Source organism: Pseudomonas sp. NPDC086112 (genome assembly GCF_044746425.1).
Classification (GTDB): domain Bacteria; phylum Pseudomonadota; class Gammaproteobacteria; order Pseudomonadales; family Pseudomonadaceae; genus Aquipseudomonas.
This window is the reverse complement of the sequence record NZ_JBIVCD010000004.1, coordinates 144,074-164,499: the sequence shown is the minus strand read 5'-3', so window position 1 is coordinate 164,499 and position 20,426 is coordinate 144,074. Positions and strand designations below refer to the sequence as shown.

16 protein-coding genes are annotated in these 20,426 nt (G+C 61.0%); 12 read left to right on the top strand and 4 right to left on the bottom strand.

The window, feature by feature from the left end:
• Nucleotides 1-34 precede the first annotated feature (34 nt).
• Nucleotides 35-2,947, bottom strand: coding sequence for an aminotransferase (locus ACIPLA_RS04935; RefSeq protein ID WP_401171976.1), 2,913 nt, complete (start codon nt 2,945-2,947; stop codon nt 35-37).
• A gap of 179 nt (nt 2,948-3,126) precedes the next feature.
• Here ACIPLA_RS04935 and rfbC point away from each other — a divergent pair, with 179 nt between their 5' ends.
• From rfbC to ACIPLA_RS04915, 4 genes are all read left to right on the top strand, one after another.
• A complete protein-coding gene (gene rfbC, locus ACIPLA_RS04930) occupies nt 3,127-3,672 on the top strand; it encodes a dTDP-4-dehydrorhamnose 3,5-epimerase (protein ID WP_401171974.1) in 546 nt (181 codons plus the stop codon).
• A gap of 106 nt (nt 3,673-3,778) precedes the next feature.
• Nucleotides 3,779-5,587, top strand: a complete 1,809-nt coding sequence (locus ACIPLA_RS04925; RefSeq protein ID WP_218396903.1) for an ATP-binding protein — start codon at nt 3,779-3,781, stop codon at nt 5,585-5,587.
• Nucleotides 5,584-6,978 carry a sigma-54-dependent transcriptional regulator gene (locus ACIPLA_RS04920; protein WP_401171971.1) on the top strand — a complete coding sequence of 465 codons (1,395 nt, stop codon included), beginning with the start codon at nt 5,584-5,586 and terminating at the stop codon, nt 6,976-6,978. Before ACIPLA_RS04925 ends, ACIPLA_RS04920 begins: the two co-directional genes overlap by 4 nt.
• A 40-nt stretch (nt 6,979-7,018) precedes the next feature.
• Nucleotides 7,019-7,477 (top strand): thioesterase domain-containing protein, encoded by a 459-nt coding sequence (locus ACIPLA_RS04915; RefSeq protein WP_192346587.1) that lies wholly within the window; start codon nt 7,019-7,021, stop codon nt 7,475-7,477.
• 135 nt (nt 7,478-7,612) lie between these two features.
• Here ACIPLA_RS04915 and cysQ read toward each other — a convergent pair whose 3' ends face one another.
• Together cysQ and nudE are read right to left on the bottom strand one after the other, a co-directional pair.
• Nucleotides 7,613-8,446 (bottom strand): 3'(2'),5'-bisphosphate nucleotidase CysQ, encoded by an 834-nt coding sequence (gene cysQ, locus ACIPLA_RS04910; protein ID WP_401171968.1) that lies wholly within the window; start codon nt 8,444-8,446, stop codon nt 7,613-7,615.
• Nucleotides 8,443-9,009, bottom strand: a complete 567-nt coding sequence (gene nudE, locus ACIPLA_RS04905; RefSeq protein WP_123498360.1) for an ADP compounds hydrolase NudE — start codon at nt 9,007-9,009, stop codon at nt 8,443-8,445. Before nudE ends, cysQ begins: the two co-directional genes overlap by 4 nt.
• A gap of 230 nt (nt 9,010-9,239) precedes the next feature.
• On the opposite strand from nudE, the gene yrfG reads away from it, so the two are divergent.
• Nucleotides 9,240-9,902: a GMP/IMP nucleotidase gene (yrfG, locus tag ACIPLA_RS04900; protein WP_401171965.1), complete on the top strand. Its 663-nt coding sequence runs from the start codon at nt 9,240-9,242 to the stop codon at nt 9,900-9,902.
• A 126-nt stretch (nt 9,903-10,028) separates the two neighbouring features.
• Here yrfG and lysM read toward each other — a convergent pair whose 3' ends face one another.
• Nucleotides 10,029-10,469, bottom strand: coding sequence for a peptidoglycan-binding protein LysM (lysM, locus tag ACIPLA_RS04895; RefSeq protein ID WP_218396898.1), 441 nt, complete (start codon nt 10,467-10,469; stop codon nt 10,029-10,031).
• 137 nt (nt 10,470-10,606) lie between these two features.
• Here lysM and ACIPLA_RS04890 point away from each other — a divergent pair, with 137 nt between their 5' ends.
• The 7 genes from ACIPLA_RS04890 (at nt 10,607) to ACIPLA_RS04860 (ending at nt 20,273) form a co-directional block, all read left to right on the top strand.
• Complete coding sequence (locus tag ACIPLA_RS04890) at nt 10,607-11,494, top strand: LysR family transcriptional regulator (RefSeq protein ID WP_401171961.1); 888 nt, start codon at nt 10,607-10,609, stop codon at nt 11,492-11,494.
• A gap of 94 nt (nt 11,495-11,588) precedes the next feature.
• On the top strand, nt 11,589-12,428 hold the full coding sequence (gene fdhD / locus ACIPLA_RS04885) for a formate dehydrogenase accessory sulfurtransferase FdhD (protein ID WP_401171958.1): 840 nt from the start codon (nt 11,589-11,591) through the stop codon (nt 12,426-12,428).
• On the top strand, nt 12,425-14,773 hold the full coding sequence (locus ACIPLA_RS04880; RefSeq protein ID WP_401171955.1) for an FdhF/YdeP family oxidoreductase: 2,349 nt from the start codon (nt 12,425-12,427) through the stop codon (nt 14,771-14,773). The genes fdhD and ACIPLA_RS04880 overlap by 4 nt, the downstream gene beginning before the upstream one ends.
• Nucleotides 14,774-14,897: 124 nt before the next feature.
• Nucleotides 14,898-15,818 (top strand): LysR family transcriptional regulator, encoded by a 921-nt coding sequence (locus ACIPLA_RS04875; protein WP_008014076.1) that lies wholly within the window; start codon nt 14,898-14,900, stop codon nt 15,816-15,818.
• 251 nt (nt 15,819-16,069) lie between these two features.
• On the top strand, nt 16,070-17,608 hold the full coding sequence (locus tag ACIPLA_RS04870) for an MFS transporter (protein ID WP_401171951.1): 1,539 nt from the start codon (nt 16,070-16,072) through the stop codon (nt 17,606-17,608).
• A gap of 26 nt (nt 17,609-17,634) precedes the next feature.
• Nucleotides 17,635-18,699 (top strand): HlyD family secretion protein, encoded by a 1,065-nt coding sequence (locus tag ACIPLA_RS04865; RefSeq protein ID WP_401171948.1) that lies wholly within the window; start codon nt 17,635-17,637, stop codon nt 18,697-18,699.
• A complete protein-coding gene (locus tag ACIPLA_RS04860) occupies nt 18,696-20,273 on the top strand; it encodes an efflux transporter outer membrane subunit (RefSeq protein ID WP_401171945.1) in 1,578 nt (525 codons plus the stop codon). Before ACIPLA_RS04865 ends, ACIPLA_RS04860 begins: the two co-directional genes overlap by 4 nt.
• Nucleotides 20,274-20,426: the final 153 nt, after the last annotated feature.

Sequence of the window (20,426 nt, the reverse complement as noted above, 5' to 3'; positions counted from 1 at the left end):
CGATCCGACTTGCCCGCGAAAGCGATATCGAGTCTTACAACCCCTCGTCCAACACCTTCGACAGCATGTCGACAAAGAAATCCACGCTCTGACGCGACGTAACCATCGGCGGCTTGATCTTGAGAATGTTCAGGTAATCGCCCGTCGGCTGCATGAAGATCCCCAGCTCACGAAGGCGATCGCACAACGCTGTGGTTTCTTCGGTCGCGGGCTCCAGGGTTTCTCGATTGCGGATCAACTCCACGCCCAGATAGAAGCCGGAACCATGCACCGCGCCCACCAACGGATGCTGGTCAATCAACGCTTCAAGGCGTTCTTTGAAATACCCGCCCACAACCTGCGCGTTCTCCCAGAGTTTTTCTTCTTCCATCACATCCAGCACCGCCATGCCGATTTGGCAACTGACCGGGCTGCCACCGGCCGACGAGAAGAAGTAACCCTCGGCCTCCAGCGCTTCAGCAATTTCCCGTCGGGTAATGACTGCGCCCAACGGTTGGCCGTTACCCATGCCTTTGGCCATGGTGATGATGTCCGGCACTACGCCCTGCTCTTCGAAGCCCCAGAAGAATTTGCCCATGCGGCCGTAACCGACTTGCACTTCATCGGCGATGCACACCCCGCCCTGAGCGCGGACCAGCGCATAGACCTGCTTCAAATAGCCCGGCGGCAGCGAGATACCGCCGGCATTGCCGTACACCGGCTCGCAGATGAAACCGGCCAGTTGGCGTTTCTGTTCGGCAATTTTCGCCAGGTTATGTTCGACGCTGCGCACGTAGTCCGGTGCGCTGTCGATGCCACGAAATTCACCGCGATAGGTGTTCGGCGCGGTCACTGGATGCACCCAGTCCGGACGGCTGCTCAAGGCCTTGGGGTTGTCGGCAATCGAGGTCGAAACCGCGTCCGCCGCGACTGACCAACCGTGATACGCCTCCAGCACGCTGAGCATGTCGCGACCGCCGCTGTAGGCCCAGGCCAGACGGATCGCCAAGTCATTGGCCTCGGTGCCGCTGTTGACCAGAAATACGCGATCCATGTTATCCGGCGCCAGCTTGAGCAAACGCTCGGAAAACTCGGCAATCGCCGCGTAGTGAAAACGCGAGTTGGTGTTGAGCAACGACCACTGCCGGCTGGCGACAGCAGCCATGCGCGGATGGCCATGACCCAGGACCGCGACGTTGTTGAGCATGTCGAGGTAAGAACGGCCCTGCATGTCGATCAGGTGATTGCGCCAGCCGCGCTCGATGCGCGGCGGGTCAACGTAATAGTGCTTCTGGGAGCGAGCGAAACTCGCGTCACGGCGGGCGAGCAATGTCTGCGGGTCGAGCTCTTCTTGCGCATCACAGGCCAGGCCCAGCAACACGGCAGGTGAAGGACATAACGCCTGCCAGGCTGCGGCGCGCGAAGGTGTGCAAAACAACGGCGCATCTAGCTGAGCGCTTCGGCACAACTGCACGATCAACGGCCCGCTGACTGAGCCCAGCACCTGGCCTTTGACCAGCGCCGCGCTACTGCGTACCGATGGAGCCACACCCCACAATCGGACGCTGAGCTCCGGGCCGTCCAGTTGCAGCAAGTTCTCCCCTTCGATATGGATAACGCCGGCGAACGGCGCTTCGACCGTCGTGCCGTCGGGCACTCGCAATGCAACATGTAACGGGAAAGTATCCGGTTCACTGGCGCTATCCGGCCGAGTGCGGGACAGACGATACTGGCCATATCGACTGGCCGCCAGACCGTGAGCCTCGGCGGCCTCAGTCAGCAGACGCTGGTCGATCCCCTCTTGCTCCCAGTTACCCGCCTCGAAATGCGGACTGAGCACGCCCAGATCGATCAACGCAAATTCACGCCCCACCAGACTCGGCAACAATGGCGCGAAGCTTTCACTGCCGATGCTCGGCAGGCTTTGACCGACGGCGGTAAGAATCGCCGCCTCCATCAACTCCAACGGCACCGACGTGGCAACACGGAAAATTTCCCACTCATGGGTCAGGTTGTCGCGACTGTACTCATTGCCCGGATCAATGCTGACCTGCTGCTCGCCACTCAGCACCAGCACTGCCGAGCGGGCGACGATCAGCGGCCAGAGTGCCAGCAACTCTTCATGCTGCAACGGATTGACCGCGTGATAAGCCCGAACCGCCGGCAAAATGCAGAACGGATCGCCATCGGCATGGTGCAGCAGCGCGGCGCAGGTCACCGACAGATCGGTGATCCGCCAGGTACGGACCAGGTCGCCGAAATCGATGACGCCCTGCAACTGCCATTGGTGCTGCGAATCCCGCTGCCAGACTACGTTGTCGTCGGTGATGTCCATGTGAATCGCCTGCACCGGCAGCTTGTCCACCAAGGGCTGCAAATGGCGCTCGGCCTGTTCGGCAGCTTCAGCAATCAACCTTTGTTGTTGCTCATCCTTGATCACCGGCAGCAGATGCGCGATTAACGCATTGGCGTGGCGAGCGTCCCATTGCAGGGTGCGCTCAAGGCCTGGGTGATTGAAACCGGCCAGCGCCAGGTCCATTTCGCCGCAGAGCCGACCAAAACCGGCGACCACTGAATGGCTCAGGTGATCGAGGTGCGTCAGGGACTGGCCGTCGATGTAATCAAGCAGGCGCACGTGCACCGCTTGGCCGCCGACCTCAAGTGAGAGCAAGTCTGCGCCATTTTTGGCAGCGATCACTCCAGGCACCGGCACGCCGGAATGTTCAGCCAGATGCTTGAGCCCTGCGTGTTGGGCTTGCAGCTCCAGCGCCGAGTAATCACCACGGCAGATTTTCAGGACGAAACGCCCCTGCTCGCTGTCGACGCGGAAATTGAGATCCTGCTGACTCCCAAGGGCCTGCAACCGCCCGCTCAGCCCGTAATGCTCTTTCAGCAGCTCTATCGCTTGCGCCGCAGACACCTGCGGGCTGGGCAGACTGGCGCGGTGAATCAACGTGGCGAGCGGCATACAACGACCCCTGAAATTTTATTAGGCGCTTATATCGCCACTGCTTGGGGCGATACGCAACCCCCTTCCTGGTTGGCGCAAATCAAATGCCCGCGCAACTCTCTTCATCGCCCCACTCGCACCCGCCGCCACTTTGCGTAAGAATGTCGGCCATTAACGCCTAATGCTGGAGAAACACCATGAATGTAGTCACCACCAACCTGCCCGGTGTTCTGATCATCGAACCCAAGGTATTTGGTGACGAGCGCGGTTTCTTCTATGAGAGCTTCAACGCCAAGGCTTTCGAAGAAGCGACTGGCCTGAACACCCAATTCGTTCAGGACAACCATTCCCGCTCGCAAAAAGGTGTACTGCGCGGCTTGCATTACCAGTTGGAGAACACTCAGGGCAAACTGGTCCGTGTCACCGCCGGTGAAGTGCTGGACGTGGCGGTGGATATTCGCCGCAGCTCGCCGCATTTCGGCAAATGGGTCGCTGTGCGTCTGTCCGCCGACAATCATCGCCAACTCTGGGTGCCGGAAGGTTTTGCCCATGGTTTCGTGGTGTTGAGTGATTTCGCCGAGTTCCTCTACAAGACCACCGACTACTACACTCCGTCGGCCGAGCGCAGCATTCGCTGGGACGATCCGGACCTGGGCATCGACTGGCAGCTGGACGAAGCACCGAAACTGTCAGCCAAGGATCAGTCCGCCGCGTTCCTCAAGGACGCTGAAGTTTTTTCCTGAATTCCTGTGTGAATGTTCACCGCCAGCGCGCACTTGATCCCAGGTGCGCAGACTGCGCCCGCAAGCCTAGGCATAATGCGTCTATACCCATAGGCGCTTGATGCTCATGACACCAACTCTCCCCCGCAGACCCCGCTGGCGCAGCCTGGCGCTACTCGCGTTGTGCCTGGCGCCCTTGCTGTGGCCGCTGGAGCATCTGGCCGAGCGTTACTACCGCAGCGAACTGGCCGGGCAGAACCGTCAAACCCTCGACCTCTACGTCGCCAACCTGCTGGGCACTCTGCATCGGTATGAAGTGTTACCGCAGATTCTCGGCGAGTTGCCCGCCCTGCGCGCGACATTGGCTGCACCCGACGAGGGCGTGATTCAGGGCAATGCCAATCGCCTGCTGAAAAACATCAGTGCCCAGACCGGCGCCGAAGTCATGTACCTGATGGACACCACCGGCAAGACGCTGGCGGCCTCCAATTGGGACAAACACGACAGCTTCGTTGGCCGCAATTTCGCTTTCCGTCCTTATTTCAGCGAAGCCATGGCCGGGCGTCTGGGGCGCTTCTTCGGCCTGGGCACCACCTCGGCCAAGCGCGGTTACTTCTTCGCGGCGGCGATACGTGATCGCGAAAAAATCATCGGCGTACTAGTGATCAAGGTCGACCTCGACCACACCGAAAGCCTCTGGGGTAAAACCCCGGAACAACTGTTGGTGACCGACCACAATGGCGTGGTCATCCTCACGTCACGGCCCGAGTGGCGTTTCCGCTCGACCCGTCCATTGAGCGACGCAGAACGCGAGGCCATCACCGCGATTCAACCCTACCCGACCCGCGATCCCAAGCCATTGAATCTCGACGCCAACGCCTGGCTGACCCAAACCCGGCAGATCGAAGAAACCGGCTGGAGCGTCAGTATCCTTGCGCCGCGCACCCTGATCGATCGTCCGGTACGCACCGTCGTGGCCATTGGCGGCGCAACGCTGCTGGTATTGATGCTGCTGCTCGGTCTGATGATGCAACGCCGGCGCCATTACCTGGAGCGGATCGCCTTCGAAGGCAAGGCCCGCCACGAACTGGAGGGCCGGGTCGCCGAACGGACCAGCGACCTCGAAGGCCTCAACCGTCGACTCAAGCAGGAAGTGCTGGAGCGCGAACACGCTCAGCAGGAACTGGTGCGCGCGCAGGATGACCTGGTGCAGGCCGGCAAGCTCTCGGCGCTGGGGACGATGTCGGCGAGCATCAGCCATGAGCTCAACCAACCGCTGGCGGCAATCCGCAGCTACGCGGAAAACGCCGAAGTGCTGCTCGATCATCAGCGCACCGAGGATGCTCGCGGCAACCTCAAGCTGATCAGCGAATTGACCGGGCGCATGGCCTCGATCATCGCTCACCTGCGCGCCTTCGCCCGGCGTGATCGCCACGCCCCGGAAAGTGTTGCCCTGCAACCGGCACTGGACGACGCGCTGGCGTTACTGGCCAAGCGTCGGCGCAGCATGGAAGTCGAGCTGATCCGTGATCTGCCGGCTGCCACCCTATGGGTCGAGGCCGGGGAAACGCGTCTGCGCCAGGTACTCGGCAACCTGCTGGCCAATGCCCTCGATGCCCTGACGGAAAAAGGCCCGCCGCGTAAACTCTGGTTGAGTGCCGAGTCCACCGCCGACGGCGTCAATCTGTACATTCGCGACAACGGCCCCGGGTTCTGCCTGGAAGCGCTGGGTCGTGCCGGCGAGCCCTTCTACACCACCAAGACTCGCACTCAGGGGCTTGGCTTGGGGCTGGCGATTTGCGACACCCTGATGCGCGCCTTCGGTGGTGAATTGTCATTCTCCAACCACAAGGAAGGTGGCGCCCTGATTACCCTGAAATTGCGCGCAGGCGCACCGGGCGTGAGCCTGCAACCGTCCGAGGACCGAAGTGCATGACCATCGACAACCGCATCCAGGTCGTGTTGATCGACGACGATCCCCACCTGCGTCAGGCCCTGAGCCAGACCCTGGACCTGGCCGGCCTGAAAATCCTGCCGCTGGCTGAAGCCAAAGGCCTGGCCGGGCAGCTGCAGCGTGACTGGCCGGGCGTGGTGGTCAGTGACATCCGCATGCCAGGCATGGACGGCCTCGAACTGCTGACCGAACTCCACGCCCAGGACCCGGAGCTACCCGTGCTGCTGATCACCGGCCACGGCGATGTGCCGCTGGCCGTTCAAGCCATGCGTGCCGGAGCCTATGATTTTCTGGAAAAACCTTTCGCCAGCGACGCGCTGCTCGACAGCGTACGTCGTGCCCTGGACCTGCGCCGGCTGGTGCTGGACAACCGCAGCCTGCGTCTGGCCCTGAGCGATCGCAACGAACTGAGCGCTCGGCTCGTCGGGCAATCAGCGCCGATGCTGCGCCTGCGTGAGCAGATCGGTGCACTGGCGGCGACCAAGGCCGACGTGCTGATCCTCGGCGAAACCGGTGCGGGCAAGGAAGTGGTGGCGCGCGCGCTGCACGACCTGTCGAGTCGGCGTAACGGTCCATTCGTGGCGATCAACGCCGGGGCTCTGGCCGAGTCGGTGGTGGAAAGCGAGCTGTTCGGTCACGAGCCCGGTGCGTTTACCGGCGCGCAGAAGCGTCGCATCGGCAAGTTCGAATTTGCCAATGGCGGCACGTTGTTCCTCGATGAAATCGAAAGCATGAGCCTGGACGTGCAGGTGAAATTGCTGCGCTTGCTGCAAGAGCGGGTCGTCGAGCGTTTGGGCGGCAACCAGCTGATCCCGCTCGACATCCGCATTATCGCTGCGACCAAGGAGGACCTGCGTCAATCCGCTGATCAGGGCCGATTCCGTGCCGACTTGTATTACCGCCTGAACGTCGCGCCGCTGCGCATTCCGCCGCTGCGTGAGCGGGGCGAAGATGCGCTGATGCTGTTCCAGCATTTCGCCGATGAAGCCAGCGCCCGCCACGGTTTGCCACCCCACGAATTGCAACCGGGACACCGGGCGCTACTGCTGCGCCATACCTGGCCAGGCAACGTGCGAGAACTGCAGAACGCCGCCGAACGCTTTGCCTTGGGTCTGGAACTGGCGCTGGACAACAGTGCGCCGGATGGCGGCGTCGGCAGCACGATTGAAGTGGTCAGCGGCGGCCTGAGCGAGCAAGTGGAGAACTTTGAGAAGAGCCTGATTGCCGCCGAACTGGCGCGCTCACACAGCTCCGTGCGCAGTCTCGCCGAAGCGCTCGGCATTCCGCGCAAAACCTTGCACGACAAACTGCGCAAGCATGGTCTGAACTTCGCCGATGCCGGCGCCGGCAGCCACACTGACGACCTTGATTGAGCTACCGTAAAATCATCCCCTTCACACAAAAGGCCCGTGAATGAACCGCGACAGTCGTCACCTGGAATCGATCCTCCATTCTGACATCCCCCTCACGCGGGACATGGGCCTCAAAGTGCTCGACTGGCACGACCAACAACTGCGCCTGCACCTGCCGCTTGCGGCCAACGTCAATCACAAGAGCACCATGTTCGGTGGCAGTCTGTATTGCGGCGCAGTGCTGGCCGGCTGGGGCTGGCTGCATTTGCGTTTGCGTGAAGAAGGCATCATCGAAGACGGTCACATCGTGATTCAGGAAGGGCAGATCAGCTACCCGCTGCCGGTCACCATGGACGCGACGGCGATTTGCCAGGCACCGAGTGCGGCAGTCTGGAAGAAGTTTCTGGCAATGTATGAGCGGTATGGGCGGGCGCGGTTGACGCTGCATTCGCGGATCGTGAATACCGGGAGTGAAGAGGATGCGGTGCGGTTTACCGGGCAGTACGTCCTCCACCGGTAAAGCAAAAGATCGCAGCCTCGTTTCACTCGACAGCTCCTACAGAAAAACGTGTCCCCCGTAGGAGCTGTGTAGGAGCTGTGTAGGAGCTGTCGAGTGAAACGAGGCTGCGATCTTTTGATCTTTGATCTTTGATCTTCAACCCCGAGCCAAAGCCAACAATTTCTCCCGCCAAGCCGCTTTAGCCGGCAGCGCCAGGAAAAACTCATTCAGCAACGACTCCCGCGCCGGATAGCAGAACGGCTCACCGTTCAAATCCAGCACCTCTCCACCTGCGCCTTCCAGCACACCTTGCGCAGCCGCCGTGTCCCACTGCGAAGTTGGCGCCAACCGCGGATAACAATCCGCCGCGCCTTCCGCCAGCAGGCAAAATTTCAGCGAGCTGCCGATGTTCGCCAGTTGCAACTCACCCAGGCTATCGCTCAATCCCGCGAGTAACCGTTCCTGCTCAGGGCTCGAATGCCGACGACTGGCGACCACCGTGAAAAGCTCACCCGCAGCCGGAACCTCGCGAACCTGAATCGGCAACGGCTCGGCGCCTTTATCACCACGCCAGGCACCCAACCCTGCACCGCCGACATAAAAGCGCCCGTTGGTCGGCATCGACACCACACCAAACACCACCCGCCCCTGCTCGATCAGCGCAATGTTGACGGTGAACTCTTCGCTGCCGGAAATAAACTCCTTGGTCCCGTCCAACGGATCGACCAGCCACCAGCGCTGCCACCCGGCGCGCACGCTCTGAGGGATATTGGCGTCCTCTTCGGACAGCACCGGAATGCTCGGATCCAGCGCTGTCAGCCCGGCCAGAATCACGTGATGAGCGGCCATGTCGGCGGCTGTAACCGGGGAATCATCGGGCTTTGCAGTGACAGCAACGTTGACGCGCCAGAACGGCAGGATCGCCTCGCCAGCCTTCAAAGCCAGTTCAACGACTGGCGCCATCAACGGATGGGAAAAATTCAAGCTCACGGTAAAAACACCCCACGTTGAGTCAGTAAGTCACGGGCCAGATACAGCGCCGCCAAGGCACGGCCCTCGGTGAATCGTGGATTCTGCGCCAAAGACGACAATTCACGCAGGTTGATCTTTTCCACCCCCATCGGCTCGGGCTCGTCACCCTCCAGGCGTTCTTCGTACAGCTCAGTGGCCAGCACCACCTGGATCCTCTGGCTCATGTAGCCCGGTGACAATGACAACTCGGTCAAATGCTCAAGCTGTCGCGCGCCATACCCGGCCTCTTCCATGAGCTCCCGCTCGGCCGCCGCCAACACGTCTTCGCCCGGCTCGATCAAACCTTTGGGCAGGGACAATTCGTATGCATCGGTGCCGCCGCAGTATTCCTCCACCAACACCGCGTGCTCCGCGTCGAGCATCGCCACAATCATCACTGCGCCATGGCCGGTGCCTTTGCTGACCAGACGCTCGTAAGTACGCTCCACGCCATTGGAAAAGCGCAACTTCAGCTCTTCGACACAGAACAAACGGCTGGTGGCGACAATGTCGCGGGCGAGTACGGTGGGTTTCTGGCGCATGAGAGGCTCCTTGGCGTAAGCGGGTTACTATACAGGCTGTTTGAAAGCTGCTGCGCTCGAGATTGCTGCGTCAAAAACAGGCTCGGACGGGTCATTTACAACTCGTAAACTCCCCGTCCTCGCCTGTTTTTTCCTTGCACTCCCTTCGCTCGCGACGCTTTCCACCCAGCCTGTACCCGGCCTATCCTGATTGTTTATCTCAGATATCTTTTTACCGCTGGAGAAGTTTTATGTCCCTGCTGCCCTGGCATGACATCGATACCGTTTTGCTGGATATGGACGGCACGCTGCTGGACCTGCACTACGACAACCATTTCTGGATGGAGCACCTGCCCCAGCGTTATGCCGAGCTGCACGGGGTGAGCCGGGCCATGGCGGAGCTGGAATTGCAGCCGCTGTTCGAACGCAATGCCGGTCAGTTGCAGTGGTACTGCCTGGATTTCTGGAGCGCCGAGCTGAAGCTGTCGGTGCGCGAACTGAAACTGGAAACTGCGCACCTGATCGCCCTGCGTGCGGATGCGGACACTTTTCTGGCGGCGATCAAACAGGCCGGCAAACGCGTGGTACTGATCACCAACGCCCACCGCGACTCGCTGTCATTGAAGCTGGAACGAATTGAATTGGCGCCGTATTTCGAGCGCTTGATCAGCTCTCACGATTACGGTTTCCCCAAGGAAAACCCGCAGTTCTGGGATGCCTTGCAAGCCGACATCGGCTTCGATCCGGCGCGCAGTCTGTTTATCGACGATACGTTGCCGATTCTGCGCAGTGCGCGCAATTTTGGCGTGGCGCATCTGCTGGCCGTGAGCGAGCCAGATAGCCGAAAAGGGCCGAAGGACACGGCCGAGTTTGCGGCGGTGGGGGATTATCGGGAGTTGATTGCCGGGCTCTGATACCGAGTCGTCTGCTTCGCGGGCAAGCCTCGCTCCTACAGGTCCCTGTCGTTCGCGGAGTATGCGCACGACAGGAACCTGTAGGAGCGAGGCTTGCCCGCGAAAGCCATCACACAGTCTCGAACCTTACTCAGGAATCCGCAACACCTGCCCCGGATAGATCTTGTCCGGGTGCGAAAGCATTGGCTTGTTGGCCTCGAAAATCTTGTTGTACTTGTTCGCGTCGCCGTATTCGGCCTTGGAAATCGCGCTGAGGGTGTCGCCCTTTTTCACCGTAACGAAGCGAGCGGCCTTCGCCACCGGCCCGGTCACCGTGATCTGGTCATCCACGCTACCGACCCCGGCAATATTACCCAAGGCCAACAGAATTTTTTCCTTCTCTTCCTGACTCGCCACTTCACCAGTGACGATGACTTTGTCGCCCTCGATTGTCGCCTGAACATTCGGATTACCCAGGCCGACCTTGCTGATGTGTTCCTTCAACTGCTCGCTGGCATTCGCATTGCCAGGTGTCAGCAGATCAATAAGTTTTTCGCCTGCTTCTTTCACAAAGCTAAAAATACTCATGGTGCACTCTCCTTGGGGTTTAGGTTCCAGACGCCAAAGACTAGACCAGCCTTGCAAAGCCCGGTTCCCAGCCGACCAATGACCCAACCCCGCGCAGGCGGTAGAATCGCAAACCTTGCCCGCGCCCTGGAGCGAAGATGGACATCAAGCAGCTCAAATTCCTCATCGCCCTCGACGAAACCCGGCATTTTGGCCAGGCCGCCGCGCGTTGCCACATCACCCAACCGACCCTGTCCATGCGCCTGCGCAGCCTCGAAGAAGAACTCGAACTGCCACTGGTCAACCGCGGCCAGCGCTTCGAAGGTTTCACCGCGCCGGGCGAGCGCGTGCTGGCGTGGGCGCGTACGGTGCTGGCGGCCTACGACGGCTTACAGGCCGAAGCGGCAGCCTGTCGCGGCAACCTCGTGGGTACGTTGCGTCTGGGCGTGGTGCCGCTGTCGAGTTTCGACCCGGTACCGCTGATGCAGCGCCTGCACGCCGAGCACCCGAACCTGCGCTTCGAACTCTCGGCCCTGAGTTCCGAGCAGATCCTCGAGCAGCTGGCGAACAACCGTCTCGACCTCGGTGTGTCCTATCTGGAGCGTCTGGACGGTGAGCGTTTCGACTCCCTGGCTTTCAGCGAAACCCACATGGGCTTGCTCTACGATCAGCGTTTCTTCAGTTTCGGCGACGCGCCCTTGAGTTGGAAATCGTTGATTGAACTGCCGTTGGGCATGCTCACCAGCGGCATGCATTTTCGCCAGTCCATCGACCATAACTTCCACAGCCGTGGCTTGGCCCCCCAACCGTTGCTGCAAACCGATGCGGTCCACCAATTGTTACAAGCGGTACACGGCGGTCTGTGCTGCGCCGTGATGCCATTGGAAGGTGGACTGGAAAACCTCACCGATCACTTGCGCCTGCAGCCTATAGAAAGTGCCCAGACCCTCGCCCGGCTGGGGCTGATCATGCGTCGGAGCGCTCCGCGTTCGGCGCTTGCAGAAGCCTGTTTCGCGATCTATCAGCAATCAGTGGCCGGTTCTTGATCGACGTCATCTATCAGCAGATCAGTAATAGCAATTAGACACGACCCGCTGACCCGCCTAGGCTTAAAACTGACCAACCCATCGGTGATACCTGATGAACGCCAAGCGCCCTGCCCGCGCGGCGCCTGCTGTTGAAACGCCCGCGACCGTCGCCAGTCAGACATACAGTTACTGCAACCTCGAATACACCGAGTCGGCCAGCACCGCGCTGGCCGAGGAAGTCGCGTTGGCGATTGCCTATAACGGCATCAGCCAGGCCGTCATGTTGGTCACACCAACGGATCTTGAAGACTTCATCGTCGGCTTCAGCCTCGGCAGCGGAATCATCGAAGACGCCTGCGATATCTACGACTTGCAACTCAGCGGCACGGGCTCGGCGCAATACGCGCAAGTGACCATCGCCAATCGCGCCTTCTGGAACCTCAAGCAGCAGCGTCGGCAACTGGCCGGCACCAGTGGTTGCGGGCTCTGTGGCGTGGAAGCGGTTGAGCAAGCACTGCCCGATCTCAAAGTCTTGCCCGGCGCCCCACTGCCCCCGACCGAATGGCTGGACGGCCTGCGCCAGCGCATCGGCGAATTCCAGCCGCTGGGCCAACATTGCGGCGCGGTACATGCGGCGGTGTTCATGAACGGCAACGGCGAATTGTTGCTGGGCCGTGAAGACATCGGTCGACACAACGCCCTCGACAAGCTGATCGGTGGGTTGATCCGCCAGAAGATCCCGATCACTGGCGGCCTGGCGATTGTCACCAGCCGTTGCAGCCTCGAATTGATCCAGAAAATTTTACGCGCCGGCATTCAGACCCTCGTCAGTTTATCGTCGCCCACGGGCCTTGCCGTGCAATGGGCCCGTCGACACAACCTCAACCTCATCCACCTGCCGCAGAAAAGTGCGCCGCGGGTCTACAGCCCCGCGACGGAGAATCAAGCGTGAGTCAACATCGTCAAGCCGACCAGAAACCCGTCCCCCGCTACAAGCCCTACAAAGGCCCAGCCGGTGGCTGGGGTGCGCTGATCAGCGTCGCCCAGGCCTGGTTGACCAGCGATAACGCGCTGAAAAACCTGCGCATAATGCTCAAGACCAACCAGAACGGCGGCTTCGACTGCCCCGGTTGCGCGTGGGGCGATTCTCCGGAAAAGGGCATGGTGATGTTCTGCGAGAACGGCGCTAAAGCGGTGAACTGGGAAGCGACCAAACGCCGTGTCGACGCTGCATTCTTTGCCAAACATAGCGTCACCTCGCTGCTGGAACAGAGCGACTACTGGCTTGAATATCAGGGCCGCCTGACCGAGCCGATGAGCTACAACGCCGAAACCGATCGCTACCAACCCATCAGCTGGGATGATGCCTTCACCCTGATCGCCAAACATCTGCGCGGCCTGTCGAGCCCGAATCAGGCCGAGTTCTACACCTCGGGCCGCGCCAGCAACGAAGCGGCGTTCCTCTATCAATTGTTCGTGCGCGCCTATGGCACCAACAATTTCCCCGATTGCTCAAACATGTGTCACGAAGCCAGTGGTGTTGCGTTGGCGCAGAGCGTTGGCGTCGGCAAAGGCACCGTGACCTTCGATGATTTCGAACACGCTGATGCGATTTTCGTCTGGGGCCAGAACCCCGGCACCAACCACCCGCGGATGCTCGAACCCCTGCGCGAAGCGGTGAAACGCGGCGCTCAGGTGGTGTGCATCAACCCGCTGAAAGAACGCGGTCTGGAACGTTTCCAGCATCCACAGCACCCACTGGAAATGCTCACCAACGGCGACAAGCCGACCAACACCGCGTACTTCCGCCCGGCACTGGGCGGCGACATGGCGATCATGCGCGGCATGGCCAAGTTCCTGCTGCAATGGGAGCGCGATGCGCAGAAGGCTGGTGAGCCTGCGGTGTTCGACCACGACTTCCTCAATGAACACAGCGTCAACGTTCTGGAATACCTCGGCATCGTCGACGACACCCCGTGGGAGCAGATCGTCGAACAGTCCGGCCTGACCCTGGTGGAAATCGAGCAAGCGGCGCGCATGTACGCCAAGGGCAAGAACGTGATCATGTGCTGGGCGATGGGCATCACCCAGCATCGTCATTCGGTGGCGACCATCCAGGAAATCGCCAACCTGATGCTGTTGCGCGGCAACATCGGCCGGCCGGGTGCCGGTCTGTGCCCGGTGCGCGGCCACAGCAATGTGCAGGGCGACCGGACAATGGGCATCAACGAACGTCCGCCGGTGGCGTTCCTCGACGCTCTGGAGCGGCGCTTCCAGTTCAAGGTTCCCCGTGAAAACGGCCACAACGTGGTCGAGGCGATTCACGCCATGGCCGACGGTCGCTCGAAAGTCTTCATCGGCCTGGGCGGCAATTTCGCCCAAGCCACCCCGGACAGCACGCGTACCTTCCAGGCTCTGGCCAACTGCGACCTGACCGTGCAGATCAGCACCAAGCTCAACCGTAGCCATTTGGCCCACGGTAAAGACGCGCTGATCCTGCCGTGCCTGGGCCGTACCGACATCGATATCCAGACCGAAGGCGCCCAAGCGGTGACCGTGGAAGACTCGTTCAGCATGGTCCACGCCTCCAACGGTCAGCTGCAGCCACTGTCGAACCAGATGCGCTCGGAGCCTGCAATCATCGCCGGCATCGCCGCCGCAACCCTGGGCAGCAAACCGGTGGACTGGAACTGGCTGGTGGCCGATTACAGCCGCATCCGCGACCTGATCGCCGACACCATCCCGGGCTTCCGGGACTTCAACGAAAAAATCCAGAACCCGGGTGGTTTCTACCTGGGTAACAGCGCCAGTGCACGTCGCTGGAATACCCCATCGGGTCGGGCCAACTTCCGTGCGAACAGGCTGCCCAAACATCTGGTGCATGAGCGCACCCGCGCCACCGGCGTGCTGCCGGACCTGATCATGCAGTCGATGCGCTCCCACGATCAGTACAACACCACGATTTATGGTCTTGATGACCGTTATCGCGGGGTGAAAGGTCAGCGCGATGTGCTGTTCGTCAATGAAGCCGACATCATTCGCCTCGGGTTCAAACCCGGGCAAAAGGCTGACATTGTTTCGATTTGGGATGATGGCCGTGAGCGTCGGGTGAAGGGTTTCACGCTGCTGGCGTTTGATATTCCTGCCGGGCAAGCGGCCGCTTACTATCCGGAAGTGAACCCGCTGGTGCCGCTGGAAAGCACTGGAGATGGCAGCCATACGCCGACATCGAAGTTTGTGGCGATTCGCTTGGAAGCGGCGAGTGAGACTGGGTTGATTTTGGCCAAGTCGGCTTAACGCGGCGTCTGAGCTGACGCCATCGCGAGCAGGCTCGCTCCCACAGACCTGCCAATACATCCGTCAGGAAGATGTTTGCTAGCATTGCGTCTGAATCAATCCAGATCAGACACGAGTGCTCAGCATGCAACTCCCGGACATGAACCTGTTGGTCGCCCTCGACGCCTTGCTCGATGAAGGCAGTGTGGTAGGCGCTGCACGGCGGATGAACCTCAGCCCGGCGGCGATGAGCCGGACGCTGACGCGGATTCGCGAGGCCATTGGCGATCCGATTCTGGTGCGCGCCGGTCGAGGCTTGGTGCCGACGCCCAAGGCACTGGAGTTGCGCGAGCAGGTGCGGGATCTGGTGGAGCAGGCCGCTTTGCTGTTCCGCTCCGCCGATGAGGTGGATCTGGGCAGTTTGCGCCGGCGGTTCAGCATTCGCGCCAATGATTTCTTTGTTGGCGTTTACGGCGGCAAGCTATTTGACACGATGGAACGCCAGGCCCCGCATTGCGAATTGCGCTTCGTTCCTGAGGGCGATGGAGACGACGAAGCCTTGCGTGAAGGACGTATCGATTTAAGCGTCAGCAACAATCGTCCGCTGATGCCGGAAGTGAAGGTTCAGAACCTGTTTTCCACGCACTTTGTCGGGCTGGTGCGTGAAGATCACCCGTTGTTCGACGAAGAAATCACCGCCGAACGTTACGCCGGATTTTCCCATATCAGCATGTCCCGTCGCGGGATCGCCCGCGGGCCGATCGACACGGCGCTCAACGCCTTGGGGCTGGAGCGGCGGGTGGCGGTGATTGCACCGAGTTTCCATGCGGCGATGTTCGCCTTGCCGGATTCCGATCTGATTCTGCCGGTGCCCAAGGAGGCGCTGCTGAGCGTGCGACGCCTGGGCTTGAAACTGCGCTCGTTCACCCTGCCAATTCCGTTACCGACCCTGATGCTGACCCAGGCCTGGCACCCGCGTTTCGACAAAGACCCGGCCCATCGCTGGATGCGTGAAACCCTCAAGACCTGTTGCGATGAGACGTGGCTGGCCGCACAACCTACCTGAGTTGACGCAACCCCTTGTGGGAGCGGGCTTGCTCGCGAAAGCGGTATTTCAGTCAATATCAATGCTGAATGACACACCGCCTTCGCGAGCAAGCCCGCTCCCACAGGGGATCTGTGTCGTTTCAAAAATTTGCCAGCCATCCGATTTGATTGCTGCATGGAACGCACTTATAAGCTGCCAACAAGTCAATTTTCGTAACCTTCCACGCTCCCTAAAATGCTTCGGTATTCCCCTTCCGGAGCTTGCAGTACATGACTTCCCTCACGGTCACGGCGCCTCTCGCTGCGGCCAAACCAACGGCCGCCGTCGCGCCACCGGTCTTCGGCCCGCGAATCATCATCGGCCTGGTGGGCGTGTTACTGGCGGTGCTGGTGTCGGGCCTGAACGAGATGGTGACCAAGGTCGCGCTGGCCGATATCCGCGGCGCGTTGGCCATTGGTTACGACGAAGGCACCTGGCTGGTCGCCAGTTACACCGCGACCTCGGTGGCCGCCATGGCGTTTGCCCCTTGGTGTGCGGTGACGTTCTCGTTGCGGCGCTTCACTCTGTGCGCGATCAGCGCGTTCACCCTGCTGGGTGTGTTGTGCCCGTTCGCTCCGAATTACGAAAGCCTGCTGGTCATGCGCACCTTGCAAGGTCTTGCCGGCGGCGCGCTGCCGCCGATGCTGATGACCGTTGCACTGCGATTCCTGCCGGCCAACGTGAAACTCTATGGCCTGGCCGGTTATGCCCTGACGGCAACCTTCGGTCCCGGTCTCGGTACACCGCTGGCCGGGTTGTGGACCGAGTACGTCGGCTGGCAATGGACCTTCTGGCAAATCGTCGTGCCGTGCCTGATTGCAATGGCGGCGGTGGCCTACGGTTTGCCCCAGGATCCGCTGCGGCTGGAACGCTTCAAGTCATTCAACTGGCGTGGCTTGCTGCTGGGGTTCCCGGCGATCTGCATGCTGGTGATCGGCATTCTGCAAGGCAATCGGCTGGACTGGTTCGAGTCGAGCCTGATCTGTGGACTGCTCGGCGGCGGGCTGCTGTTGCTGGTGCTGTTTCTGATCAATGAGTGGTCGCAACCGATTCCATTCTTCAAATTGCAAATGCTCGGCATCCGCAACCTGTCGTTCGCGCTGTTGACGCTGGCCGGCGTGCTTGTGGTGTTGCTCGCGGTGGTCCTCATTCCCTCCAGTTACCTGGCTCAGGTCCAGGGTTATCGGCCGGTGCAGACCGCGCCGATCATGCTGCTGGCGGCGCTGCCTCAGTTGATCGCGCTGCCGTTGGTGGCGGCGCTGTGCAACCTGCGCTGGGTCGATTGCCGCTGGGTGCTGGGGATCGGCCTGAGCATGCTGGCGCTGTCTTGCCTCGGTGGTTCGCAGCTGACATCGGCATGGATTCGCGACGATTTCTATGCCCTGCAATGGCTGCAGATTTTCGGTCAGCCCATGGCCGTGCTGCCGCTGTTGATGCTCTCCACCGGCAGCATCACTCCGATGGAAGGGCCGTTCGCCTCGGCCTGGTTCAATACCGTGAAAGGCCTGGCGGCGGTGATTGCTACGGGTGTGATCGAGGCACTGACCACCGCAAGGCTGCATTTCCACTCGACCATGTTGGTAGACAATCTCGGTAACTCGCCCCTGGTCCAAAGCGACAACGCAAGCCTGGCTCACCGACTGCATCAACAAGCCCAGGTGCTGACTTCCTCCGATCTTTATCTGTGCATGGCCAGTGTCGCCGTGGTGCTGATCCTGCTGATTTTCTGGCTGCCGACGCGGATCTATCCACCGCGCGCGCCGACTTGAATGCTTCACTGAAACAGAAGGTTTTTATGACGACTCAATCAAAGCAAAAAGTCGCTGTCGGCATTGCCGCAGCGATGGCGCTCGGCGTGTTGATTTACCTGCTGGCGCCGGGCTTGTTCGGCAAGCGTACACAGCAGAGCACCAACGATGCTTTCGTCTCGGCGGACTTCACCCGGGTGGCGCCGCGCGTGGCGGGGTTCATCAAAGACGTGCTCGTGGAAGACAACCAGCTGGTCAAGGCCGGACAGCTACTGGCGTTGATCGACGACCGCGATCTACGCGCTGCCGCTGAGGCCGCTGACGCTGAAACCCTGGTGGCCAGGGCGCAGTTGCAAAACGCTCGGGCTACCCTTGAGCGCCAGACATCGGTGATCGCTCAGGCCCAGGCTACGGTGGTTTCAGCAAAGGCTGAAATGGCCTTCGCCGAGCATGAACTGAACCGCTACAACCATCTCGCCGGGGTCGGCGCCGGTACGGTGCAGAATGCTCAGCAAGCACGCACGCGCATCGATCAGGCCTCCGCCCGTTTGGCCAATGCCACGGCGGTGCTCGCGGCGGAACGTAAGCAGGTGGAGATCCTGACCGCCCAGCGTGATGCGGCCGAAGGCGGGCTGAAAAGAGCGCAAGCGGCGCTGGAAATGGCCAGCTATGAGCTGTCCTACACGCGCATCGTTGCGCCTCAGGACGGCATGGTCGGCGAGCGCGCGGTGCGGGTCGGCGCCTATGTCACACCGGGTAGCAAGATTCTGGCCGTGGTGCCGTTGGAGCGGGCTTATGTGGTCGCCAACTTTCAGGAAACCCAACTGACTGACGTACAGCCGGGGCAGAGCGTGCAAGTGCACGTCGACAGCCTCGGCGGCGAAGCCCTGCGCGGTCGCGTTGAAAGCATCGCACTGGCTACCGGCGTGACCTTCGCCGCGGTCAAGCCGGACAACGCCACTGGCAACTTCACCAAGGTTGTGCAACGGATTGCGGTGAAAATCCTCCTCGATCCGGGCCAGCCATTGGCCGAGCGTTTGCGGGTGGGGATGTCGGTGGAGGCGAGGATTGATACTGCAAGCGCCAGCGAGCATGAGGTTGCGCAACGATGAAGATTTTTGTTGATAGGGCTGACGTCTTCGCGAGCAAGCCCGCTCCCACATTTGATCTGCTGGGTGCCCAAACTTCATGCATAAAAGGAGATCCAGCGTGGGAGCGGGCTTGCTCGCGAAGAGGCCAGTGGCCTCACATCCCCCTTTATGCCTTGCTGGTCATGAGCCTTTCGGCTTGCACCGTCGGCCCGGACTTCCAAAAGCCTCAGCCGCAACAAGTGGCCGAATGGTCCAAACCAACTAAAGCCGCCGCCAGTCAGATCATTCCCAGCGAAATGGACGAACGCTGGTGGGAAGTATTCCACGACCCGAAACTCTCGGCCCTGACCCAACGCGCCTTGACCGACAACCTCGACCTGAAACTCGCCAGCAGCCGCTTGCAGCAAAGCCGAGCCGCGCGTCAGGTGATCACCGCCGACCGCTATCCCACTACCGCCGCCAACGGCAGCTACGGGCGTAAACGCAACAGCGGTGAAGGCCTGAACGATCCGTCGGGCAACGACGGCGACTCGGCGTTCAACCTGTGGGACGCCGGCTTTTCCGCCTCCTGGGAGCTGGATTTCTGGGGCCGTGTGCGCCGCGAAACCGAAGCCGCCGATGCCGCTCTGGAAGTGGCGGAAAACGATCGCCGTGGTGTGCTGCTGTCAGTGCTCGCCGAAACCGCTCAGGACTACATTCAGCTGCGCGGTGTGCAAAGCACGCGGGCCGTCACCGAGCAAAACCTCGACGTCGCCCGGCATAGTTTGAAACTCTCGCAACTGCGCCTGGCCGACGGTGTTGCCACAGATCTGGACGTCGCCGAAGCCGCTGCGCAAGTCGCGGCCATCGAATCACGTTTGCCGGCGCTGGAGCAGCGTCAGTCGCAACTGATCAACGCCTTGAGCCTGTTGATGGGCGAACCGCCGCAAACGCTGTCCGCCGAGTTATCCACCGACGCCCCGGTGCCGCAAACCCCGCATCAGGTCGCCATCGGCTTTCCGTCGCAATTGGCCGAGCGCCGCCCGGACATACGTCAGGCAGAAGCCCGTCTGCATGCCGCGACCGCCAGCATCGGCGTAGCCAAGGGCGACTTTTATCCGCGGATAACCCTGTCGGGCAACATCGGCTCGCAAGCCATGCAATTGAGCGATTTCGGCTCCTGGGGCTCGCGCTCGTTCGGCATGGGCCCGCAGTTCAGCCTGCCGCTGTTCGACGGCGGTCGCCTGCGCGGCGTGTTGCACCTGCGCGAAGCCCAGCAACAGGAAGCGGCGCTGGCCTACCAGCAAACCGTGCTGCGGGCCTGGCATGAAATCGACGATCAACTCACCGCCTACAACGCCAGCCAACTGCGCCGCGACAGCCTCGCCGAAGCCGTGCGCCAGAACCAGATCGCCCTGCGCACCGCGCAACAGCAGTACGTCGAAGGGGTAGTGGATTTCGTCAACGTCCTCACCGCGCAAGGCGAATTGCTGGCGACCCAGCAACAGTGGGTCGAGAGCTCGACCGGGGTGTCGTTGGCGATGGTTGGGTTATACAAGGCGTTAGGTGGGGGATGGGAATCGGTGTATCCGCTGATGGAGACGGCGCAGCGCTGATCTGCGCGCAGAAAAACGAAAAAACCGGCCGGAGCCGGTTTCTTCACCCTGACTGCCAGCGAATTTAATCGCTGCGTGTAGGGTTCAGTGGTGCAGAGAGATTAAAGTCGCATGTCGAAGGCTGCAATGGCTGATTGATGGGGAATCGCGTAG